Genomic DNA, 8,427 nt, shown 5'->3' with positions numbered 1-8,427 from the left:
CCCCGATGTGAGTGCGGCTCGTGGGCCCGGAGTTGTGTATAAGAGACAGGAGGGTGGGCGCGCGGCGGCGGCCGCCGCGCGGATGACCCGCTACCTCGACGACAACTTCGACCGCCCGGTACGGGTACGGGACGTCGCCACCCAGGTCCACCTGAGCGAGCGCCACGCAGCACGGCTCTTCCAGCAGGAGACGGGGTGCACGATCATCGCCTACCTGACCCGCCGACGGCTGGACGTCGCCGCGCAGCGCCTGGCCGATCCCGCGCTGCGCCCGCTGTCCGTCGCGGCCGTCGCCCGCTCCTGCGGCTATGCGGACACCCGGCACTTCAGCACCGCGTTCCGGCGCTACTGGGGAGCGCTCCCGACGCAGGTGCGGGCCGGGGGCGGCACCACCCACGGCCTGTCCGCGGACCGCGGCGCGATCCGGTAGCCGATGGCCGACCACGCCGGGGGTGGGTGTGGCCGGGGCCGGGCGTCGGTTCTTGGGCGGATCGGCCTATTCGGCCCCGCGAGCCGTGGCTGCGACGGCGACGGCCGCCCTACCGTGGGCGAATGACCGATCATCAGACCGCGCGACCCGCGATGGGCCGGGCGGGCTACCTCGGGGCGGCCGCCGGCTTCGCCGTCTGCATGGCGGGCACCACCCTGCCCACCCCGCTGTACGGGCTGTACCAGGAGCAGATCGGCTTCTCCGAACTGATGGTGACGGTCGTCTTCGCCATCTACGCCTTCGGCGTCATCGGCGTCCTGCTGCTCGTCGGCAACGTCTCCGACTCCGTCGGACGCCGGCCCGTCCTGCTCTGCGGACTGGCGCTCGCGGCGTGCAGCGCCCTCGCCTTCCTGGCCGAAGGCGGCCTCCCGCTGCTGGCCCTGGGCCGACTGCTGTCCGGCCTGTCCGCGGGCCTGTTCACCGGCACCGCCACCGCGTACGTCCTGGAGCTCGCCCCACCCGGACACCAGGCCCGCGCGGGCTTCGTCGCGACCGCCGCCAACATCGGCGGCCTGGGCTGCGGACCGGTGCTGTCGGGACTGCTCGCCGAGTACACACGCCACCCCCTCACCCTGCCGTTCGCCGTGCACCTGGTGCTGCTCGCCGCCTCCTTCACCGTCACCTGGCTCCTGCCGGAGACCGTCACCGGCGCCCGCCCGCTGCGCACCGCCCGGCCGCGCCGGCCGTCCCTGCCGCCGGAGGTCCGCGGGGTGTTCGTCCCGGCCGGGCTCGCCGCGTTCGCGGGCTTCTCCCTGCTGGGCGTCTTCACCTCCGTCAGCCCGGCCTTCCTCGCCCAGCGGCTGGACGTCCACAGCCCGGCCGTCGTCGGCCTGATCGTGTGCACGGCCTTCTTCGCCTCCATCCTCGGCCAGCTCCTGGTGCCCCGGCTGGGCACCGCCCGGGCGATCCCGATCGGCTGCCTGGTGCTCATCGCCGGGCTGGCCCTGATGGCCGGTTCCCTCGCCTGGACGGCCCTGCCACTGCTCGTGCTCAGCGCCCTGGTGGGCGGCGCCGGCCAGGGCATGGGCCTGCGCGGAGCGGTCGGCGAGATCGCCGCCGCCGCGCCCGCCGAGCACCGCGGCGGCGCCCTGTCGGCGCTCTTCGTGGTCGCCTACTTCGGCATCTCGATCCCGGTGATCGGCATCGGCCTGCTCACCGCGCCGATCGGCCTGGCCCGCGCCGGCCTGGTCTTCACCGCCTGCATGGCCCTGCTCGCCGCCGCCTCCGGCGCCTACCTGCTGCGCCGGGCCCGCGCCGGCTCCTGAACCGGCTCTTGAACCGGCCGCGGCCCGGTGGCGCCCGCGCGCTTCCACGCGCTCTCGCGCAGCAGCCGCAGGCCGTTGAGGCCGACGATGACGGTCGAGCCCTCGTGGCCGAGGACGCCGAGCGGCAGGGGCAGGGTGGCGACCAGGTCCCACACGACCAGGCCGGAGATGAACACCGAGGCGATCACCAGGTTCTGGACGACCAGCCGCCGGGCCGCCCGGGACAGCGCGATCACCGTGGGGACGGTCGCGAGTTCGTCGCGGACGACGACCGCGTCGGCGGTCTCCAGCGCCAGGTCGGAGCCCGCCCGGCCCATCGCGATGCCGGTGTGGGCGGCGGCGAGGGCGGGGGCGTCGTTGACGCCGTCGCCGATCACCAGCACCTTGCGCCCGGCCCGCTCCTGCTCCTGGACGGCGGCGACCTTGTCCTGGGGGAGCAGCCCGGCGCGGACGTCGGTGATGCCGACCTCGGCGGCGAGGCGGGCGGCGGCGCGCGGGTTGTCTCCGGTCACCAGCACCGGGGCGGCGCCGGTCAGGGCCGCCAGGGCGGTGACGGTGGCGGCGGCGTCGGGGCGCAGGCGGTCGGCGATGCCGAGCACGCCGACCGGGGCGCCGTCGCGCTGGACCAGGACGGCGGTGCGCCCGTCGCGCTCCAGTTCCTCGGCGACGGCGGTGGCCTCCGTCTCCGCCTCTGCCTCGGCGGAGGGCGCGTCGGCGGCGCCGGCGAGGAGCCGGGCGGGGGCGCCGACCGCGATGACGGCACCGCAGACGGTGGCGGTCACCCCGATGCCGGGGGTGGAGGCGAAGCCCTCGGCGACCGGCAGGTCGAGGCCGCGCCGGCGGGCGGCGTCGACCACCGCGCGGGCCAGCGGGTGCTCGCTGGGGTGCTCGGCGGCGGCCGCCAGGGTCAGCAGTTCGTCCTCGTCCAGGCCGCTGCCGGCGAGGGGGAGCAGGTCGGTGATCCGGGGGGTGCCCTCGGTGAGGGTGCCGGTCTTGTCCAGCGCGACCGCGTCGACCTGCCCGAGCCGCTCCATCACGACGGCGGACTTCACCAGGACGCCGTGGCGGCCGGCGTTGGCGATCGCGGACAGCAGCGGCGGCATGGTGGCCAGCACCACGGCGCAGGGCGAGGCGACGATCATGAAGGTCATCGCCCGCAGCAGCGAGCCGGTCACGGCGGCCCCGAAGGCCAGCGGGACGAGGAAGACGGCGAGGGTCGCGAAGACCATGCCCAGGGAGTAGCGCTGCTCGACCCTCTCGATGAACAGCTGGGTGGGGGCCTTGGTCTCCGAGGCCTCCTCGACCATGGCGACGATCCGGGCGATCACCGAGTCGGAGGCGTCGCGCTCGACCTTCACCCGCAGGGCGCCGGTGCCGTTCAGGGTGCCGGCGAAGACCTCGTCGCCCTGCTGCTTGGGGGCCGGCAGCGGCTCGCCGGTGATGGTGGCCTGGTCGATCTCGCTCGCGCCGTCCAGGACGCGGCCGTCGGCGCCGACGCGCTCGCCGGGGCGGATCAGGATGGTGTCGCCGACCACCAGGTCCTCGGTGGCGACGGTCTCCTCGCCGCCGTCGTCCAGCAGGCGGGTGGCGGTGGTGGGGGCGAGGTCGAGCAGGCCGCGCACCGAGTCCTGGGTGCGGGCGGTGGCCAGCGCCTCCAGCGCGCCCGAGGTGGCGAAGATGACGATCAGCAGCGCGCCGTCCATCACCTGCCCGATCGAGGCCGCGCCGATCGCGGCGACGATCATCAGCAGGTCGACGTCGAGGGTCTTCTCGCGCAGCGCCTGAAGTCCGGCCCAGCCGGGCTCCCAGCCGCCGGTGGCGTAGGCGATCGCGTACAGCGGCCCCCAGGCCCAGGCCGGGGCGCCGGCCAGCTGGAGCGGCAGGGCGGTCAGGAAGGCGACGGTCGCGGCGGCGGCCCAGCGGGCCTCGGCCAGCGCGAAGACGCGCGTACGGCGCTTGGGAGCGGCGCCGCCGCGCGGGGCTGCGGCGGCTGGGCGCTCGGTGAGGGTTGCGGACATGGCTGTGGTGTTCCTCCACGCGGACACGACGGGGCGACGCGTCGACCATACAGGAATACATGAACAGCTCTTCATTTATTCCCGCTGGATTGACCCTCCCGGGTGATGGAGTTGTCGCCCCGCCCGGTAGCCCTGGCTAGTTGGCCCGCGCGGTGAGGCCTTGTGGCCAGTGGCGGTGGTACTGGTCGATGACGTAGTCGTGGCCGTGGAGCCAGCCGTCCGCGGCCGGGTGGGCGTCGGTGAGGTGGGGGTGGCCCGGGGGCAGGTCGGCGTGGACGTGGTCGAGCCTGGCGGGGTCGCGGGCGGGCCAGATCGAGGTGGCGGCGGTGGCGGCGAGCAGGGCGATGGTGCCGAGGACGACGGCGGTCACCGGGAGGCCGGCGCCGGCGGCGAGCCAGCCGGCGAGGGGGTAGGTGAGCAGCCAGCAGCTGTGCGAGAGGGAGAACTGAGCGGCGAAGGCGGCCGGCAGGTCCGCGTCGGCGGCGGAGCGGCGGATCAGGCGCCCGCCCGGCGTGAGGACGGCGGAACAGGCGGCGCCGATCGCGGCCCAGGACGCCAGCAGCGCGCCCCAGGACCAGCCGCCCGGGGCCGCGGCGGTGACGGCGGCGACGGCGGCCAGGACGGCGGGGAGCGCGAAGGCGGCCGGGAGCATGACGGCGCGGTCGGAGAGTCGCCGCAGGAGCCGGGGCAGGAGCAGGGCGGTCAGCATGGAGCCGGCTCCGTAGGCGCCCAGGGCGAGCGAGACCGCGCCGGCCGGGCGGTGGAAGTGCTCGCGGACCGCGACGACCGTGTCGACGAAGACGATCGCCCCGGCGGCGGCGACCGCGAGGTCGAGCGCGAGCAGGGCCCGCAGGCGGGGGGTGGCCCAGAACAGGCGGGTGCCGAAGGCGGCCTTGGCGCAGGCGCCGCCGGTCCGCTCGACGGGGGCGGGCTTGGGCAGGACGACGGAGACGACCAGGGTGGCGGAGGCGAGGAAGCCCGCGGTGGTGCCGGTGAACAGCCAGGTGTACGGGACCAGCGCGAGCAGGCCCGCGGCGAGCGCGGGGCTGAACAGGGACTCCAGGTCGTAGGCGAGGCGGGACATCGACAGCGCCTGGGTGTAGTCCCGTTCGGCCGGCAGCACCTCGGGGATGGTGGCCTGGAAGGCCGGTGTGAAGGCGGCCGAGGCGGCCTGGAGCAGGAAGATCAGGACGTAGATCTGCCAGGCCTGGCTGACGAACGGCAGGGCGAGCGCGACGGCGGCACGGGTGAGGTCCATCGCCACCAGCAGCGTTCGGCGCGGAATGCGGTCGGCGAGGGCGCCGACCGCCGGTGCGACGGCCACGTAGGCGACCATCTTGACGGCCAGCGCGGTGCCGAGGACGGCCGAGGCGTCGGCGCCGGCGATGTCGTAGGCGAGCAGGCTCAGCGCCACGGTGGCCAGGCCCGTGCCCACCAGGGCGATGACCTGGGCTGCGAACAGGTGGCGGTAGGTGCGGTTGCGCAGTGTGGACAGCATCGGCCCCGTCCCGGTCGGCGGCGTGGTGCGGCGGCACCATCGTAGCCAACACGTGCATACGTGTGCACGTGTTAGTTGCGATGGCGCGGTCCTCGCTGCCGTTCCGGTCTGCGGGGTCGGGTCGGGTCGGTCGTGCGGCGGGTCGGTCGTGCGGCGGGTCAGTCGTGCGGCGGGAGGGAGCCGATCTGGTGGTCGGCGACGTTCAGCGCCTCGTCGATCAGGCGCCGGAGGTGCCCGTGGCGCAGCGAGTAGACGACGCGGCGCCCGTCCCTGCGTGTGGTGACCAGGCCCGCGAGGCGGAGCTTCGCGAGGTGCTGGCTGACGGAGGTGCGCGGGGCCCCGCAGGCCTCGATGAGGGAGGTGACGTCGGCCTCGCCTGCGCCGAGCCGGTGCAGCAGCGCAAGCCGGGTGCGGTCCGCGAGCAGGGCGAGGACGGACGCGGCGACGTCCAGCCGCTCGCCGCTGTCCTGCCCCTGCTCCTGCGAGCCGTGTGCAGCTGCCAGGTCGGTGCTTGTGCTCATGTGCTCATCGTAGGTCGGCGTGCGCCCGATGCGTGCACGCGTGCGCACGTGATGGCCCCGCGCTGTCGGGGCCGCCGGGGCGGGCCCGGTTCAGCGGCCGGGGCCCCAGCGGGCTTCGAGCCGGCGGGTGCCGTCGGGGGTGGTGACGGCCCGCCAGCTGGCCCGCATCCGCACCGTGCGGCGGGCGGCGCCGGTGCCGTTGGAGGCGGTCGGGGCGCCCACGGCCTGGAGCACGGAGTTGTCCAGGGGGCTGTCGGCGAGCCTGCGCACGATCGCGGACAGGGCCGCGGCCACCGAGCCGCGCGCCGGCGCGGATGCCGGCCAGCTGGCGGGGAGGGGCTGGCGGCGGTGGAAGGCGCCGAGAACGGCCACGGGGACCTCACCTTCGTTGCGTATCGTCCGACACGGCGGATCGGATCGGGTGGCGGCTAAGGGTGCTCCGGAGGTCGGTGACGGGGCGCTGGGCCCGCGTCAGCCGGGCGGGGACGAGTCCGAGCCTAGGCCGCGGACCCTCGGGGGGCGGGTGATCCTGACGCCCCCTTGACTGTGCGGGCGCCGTCACTGACGGTGTCCTGACGGCGGCCCCGCGCATCGACGGCCTCCGGCCCGGACGCGATCGCGCTCCGGCGGGCGGCGCGTCCGGCGGGCGGGCGGCCGCGTCGTACGGGCGAGGAGGGAAGGGGAGCCATGGCAGGCCGGTCCGACGGCGCCGGCGCGGCCCGCGACGGCCGGGGGGCGAACGATTGGGACGTGACGGGTTCGTTCACTAACATCGACAGTGGCCCTGGATATAGGGAACACATCCGTTCATTACGGACAGCCGGTGAACGGGCGTGTCGAGAGGTGGAGCCGAAGAAGGTGCGCAGCCATGCCCGCTGAACCCGCAGTCGCGCGCGGACCGGCGACGGGCGCCCCGCTCCGCAGGCGCGGCGAGGCGCTGGAGAACGCCATCTTCGAGGCCGCCCTCCAGCAGCTCACCGCCGACGGCTACGCCCGGCTCACCATGGAGGGCGTCGCCGCCGCCGCGCAGACCGGCAAGGCCGCGCTCTACCGGCGCTGGCCCTCCAAGGAGGAACTGGTCAAGGACGCGCTGCGCGCCTGCCTGCCCCCGGTCGGCCCGCCGCCCGACACCGGCGGCCTGCGCGGGGACCTGCTGGAGGTGGTGACCAGGCTGCGCGCGGCGATGCTGAGCGAGCCCGGGGCCGCCGTGCGGGCCATCATGGGCGAGCTGGACCAGCAGCGGGCCCACACCTTCCTGGCGATCGTGCTGGAGCGGGTGGTGGAGCCCACCGCCGCGCTGATCGCCGAGGTGCTCGGCCGTGGTGCCACCCGGGGCGAGGTCCGCCCCGGGTCCGTCACCCCGCTGGTCACCGACGTCGTCCCGGCGCTGATGCTGTACCGGATCAAGATGTGCGGCGGCGCGCCGGAGCAGCTGGACCCGGCGGAGATCGTCGACGAGGTGCTGCTGCCGATCGTCCGCCAGTGAGGGCGGTCAGGTCGATGGCCGACGGCCGGTCAGGGGCGGGCCCCGGACCGGCCGTGGTCGTGCGGACGGGCCGTCAGCCAGCGTCGGACGGCGCCTGGGCCGGGACGGCGGGCGCCGGCGCGGAACCCGCCTCGGCGGCCCGGGCGGCTGAGGCCTCGAAGAAGCGCAGCAGCTCCACCGGGAACGGCAGCACCAGCGTCGAGTTCTTCTCCGCCGCGACCTCGACCACCGTCTGCAGCAGCCGCAGCTGCATCGCCGCCGGGGTCTCGGACATCGTGACGGCGGCCTCGGCGAGCTTGGCGGCGGCCTGGAACTCGCCGTCCGCGGTGATGATCCGGGCCCGGCGCTCGCGGTCGGCCTCCGCCTGGCGGGCCATCGAGCGCTTCATCGAGTCGGGCAGGCTGACGTCCTTGATCTCCACCCGGTCGATGTGCACGCCCCACCCGGTGGCCGGGCTCTCCATCATGATCTCCAGCCCCTGGTGCAGGTTCTCCCGGCCGGAGAGCAGATCGTCCAGCTCGCTCTTGCCGATGATCGAGCGCAGCGAGGTCTGGGCGACCTGGAGCATCGCGAAGGAGTAGTTCTGGACGTCCACCGTGGCCTTGATCGGATCGACGACGCGGAAGTACAGCACGGCGTCGACGCTGACGGAGACGTTGTCCTTGGTGATGCCCTCCTGGGCGGGTACCGGCATGGTGACGACCTGGACGTTGACCTTGCGCATCCGGTCGACCACCGGCACCAGCAGGGTGAGGCCCGGCTGGCGGACCTGCTCGCGCACCCGGCCGAGCCGGAACACCACGCCGCGCTCGTATTGCTGCACCACCCGCACGCCGGTGATCAGCCAGAACAGCGCCAGCACGACGACGAGAACGACAATTGCCACGTTCGTCCGACCTTCCCCGTAGCGGCGCAGCCCGGGCCGGGTCCTGAGCGGGCCCTGTCGCGCGGGTGCGAGCCGCGCAGGACAGTATGCGCCCCGGCCGCGGGGATCGACAGCCGCGTGCGCCGGGGATCCTGACGGACCGTCCGCTCCGCCGGTCCGGCCGTTCGGCGACGCCGGGGAACGGGGCTGACCGGCAGTGGGCCGCCCCCCCCCCGCCCCCCCCCCCCCGGGGGGGGGGGGTGGCGCCGGGGGGGGGCCCCCCG

At 75.1% G+C, this 8,427-nt stretch carries 7 protein-coding genes and 1 pseudogene; 3 read left to right on the top strand and 5 right to left on the bottom strand.

Features of this window, described 5'->3' with window-relative positions; genetic code table 11:
* The first annotated feature begins 34 nt into the window (after positions 1-34).
* Together ACFV6D_RS37125 and ACFV6D_RS37120 are read left to right on the top strand one after the other, a co-directional pair.
* The gene (locus ACFV6D_RS37125; protein ID WP_380563153.1) at positions 35-430 is read left to right on the top strand and encodes a helix-turn-helix transcriptional regulator; all 396 of its coding nucleotides are present in this window, start codon (positions 35-37) and stop codon (positions 428-430) included.
* Positions 431-552: 122 nt separating this feature from the next.
* Positions 553-1,755: an MFS transporter gene (locus tag ACFV6D_RS37120; protein ID WP_380563151.1), complete on the top strand. Its 1,203-nt coding sequence runs from the start codon at positions 553-555 to the stop codon at positions 1,753-1,755.
* Here the strand turns inward: ACFV6D_RS37120 and ACFV6D_RS37115 are convergent.
* The 4 genes from ACFV6D_RS37115 to ACFV6D_RS37100 all read right to left on the bottom strand — a co-directional run bounded on the left by ACFV6D_RS37115 (position 1,722) and on the right by ACFV6D_RS37100 (position 6,164).
* A complete protein-coding gene (locus ACFV6D_RS37115) occupies positions 1,722-3,773 on the bottom strand; it encodes a heavy metal translocating P-type ATPase (RefSeq protein ID WP_380563149.1) in 2,052 nt (683 codons plus the stop codon). The genes ACFV6D_RS37120 and ACFV6D_RS37115 overlap by 34 nt on opposite strands.
* Positions 3,774-3,909: 136 nt before the next feature.
* Positions 3,910-5,271 (bottom strand): MFS transporter, encoded by a 1,362-nt coding sequence (locus ACFV6D_RS37110; RefSeq protein ID WP_380563147.1) that lies wholly within the window; start codon positions 5,269-5,271, stop codon positions 3,910-3,912.
* A 158-nt stretch (positions 5,272-5,429) separates the two neighbouring features.
* Positions 5,430-5,792: an ArsR/SmtB family transcription factor gene (locus tag ACFV6D_RS37105; protein WP_380563145.1), complete on the bottom strand. Its 363-nt coding sequence runs from the start codon at positions 5,790-5,792 to the stop codon at positions 5,430-5,432.
* 90 nt (positions 5,793-5,882) lie between these two features.
* On the bottom strand, positions 5,883-6,164 hold the full coding sequence (locus tag ACFV6D_RS37100; protein WP_380563143.1) for a hypothetical protein: 282 nt from the start codon (positions 6,162-6,164) through the stop codon (positions 5,883-5,885).
* A 496-nt stretch (positions 6,165-6,660) separates the two neighbouring features.
* Between ACFV6D_RS37100 and ACFV6D_RS37095 the strand changes: the two genes are divergently transcribed.
* Complete coding sequence (locus tag ACFV6D_RS37095; protein WP_380378792.1) at positions 6,661-7,278, top strand: TetR/AcrR family transcriptional regulator C-terminal ligand-binding domain-containing protein; 618 nt, start codon at positions 6,661-6,663, stop codon at positions 7,276-7,278.
* Between the two features lie 76 nt (positions 7,279-7,354).
* Here ACFV6D_RS37095 and ACFV6D_RS37090 read toward each other — a convergent pair.
* Positions 7,355-8,164: pseudogene (locus ACFV6D_RS37090) on the bottom strand (slipin family protein); the annotation flags it as partial.
* Between the last annotated feature and the right edge of the window lie 263 nt (positions 8,165-8,427).

Source organism: Kitasatospora sp. NPDC059812 (genome assembly GCF_042732075.1).
Taxonomy (GTDB): Bacteria; Actinomycetota; Actinomycetes; order Streptomycetales; family Streptomycetaceae; genus Kitasatospora.
This window is presented reverse-complemented; position numbering and strand designations above follow the sequence as displayed.

Excerpts from the sequence above, each read along its gene's own strand:
- ACFV6D_RS37120 (WP_380563151.1), top strand. The coding sequence starts at position 553 with ATGACCGATCATCAGACCGCGCGACCCGCGATGGGCCGGGCGGGCTAC.
- ACFV6D_RS37115 (WP_380563149.1), bottom strand. The coding sequence starts at position 3,773 with ATGTCCGCAACCCTCACCGAGCGCCCAGCCGCCGCAGCCCCGCGCGGC.
- ACFV6D_RS37110 (WP_380563147.1), bottom strand. The coding sequence starts at position 5,271 with ATGCTGTCCACACTGCGCAACCGCACCTACCGCCACCTGTTCGCAGCC.
- ACFV6D_RS37105 (WP_380563145.1), bottom strand. The coding sequence starts at position 5,792 with ATGAGCACAAGCACCGACCTGGCAGCTGCACACGGCTCGCAGGAGCAG.
- ACFV6D_RS37095 (WP_380378792.1), top strand. The coding sequence starts at position 6,661 with ATGCCCGCTGAACCCGCAGTCGCGCGCGGACCGGCGACGGGCGCCCCG.